Source organism: Streptomyces sp. WM6386 (assembly GCF_000972385.1).
Classification (GTDB): domain Bacteria; phylum Actinomycetota; class Actinomycetes; order Streptomycetales; family Streptomycetaceae; genus Streptomyces.
Genome location: NZ_JXTE01000560.1, coordinates 1 through 405 on the forward strand (window position 1 = coordinate 1; position 405 = coordinate 405).

At 70.9% G+C, this 405-nt stretch carries 1 pseudogene; it reads left to right on the forward strand.

The annotated features are described in order from the left end of the window. Positions 1–405: pseudogene (locus TN53_RS42690) on the forward strand (amylo-alpha-1,6-glucosidase); the annotation flags it as partial.

Genomic DNA, 405 nt, shown 5'->3' on the forward strand with positions numbered 1-405 from the left:
CTCTTCGGCCGCGACGCGATCTGGGCCGCTCGCATGCTCCTTCCGCTCGGCACAGACCTCGCCGCCGGCACCTTGCGTACCCTCGCCCGCCGCCAGGGCGCGGTCACCGACCCCACCGCGGAGGAACAGCCAGGCAAGATCCTGCACGAAGTGCGTCGCGGCGCCCTGCAGATCGCGGACCGGCTCTCACTCCCACCCATCTACTACGGCACGGTCGACGCCCCCCCCCTGTGGATCACCCTCCTCCACGATGCTTGGCGCTGGGGCCTGGACGCCCAGGAGGTCGGACAACTGCTGCCGCACGCCGAATCGGCACTGGCCTGGATGCGTGACCAGGCGGACGCTGACAGCAACGGCTTCCTCACGTACGTCGACCGCACCGGCCGGGGTCTGGCCAACCAGGGC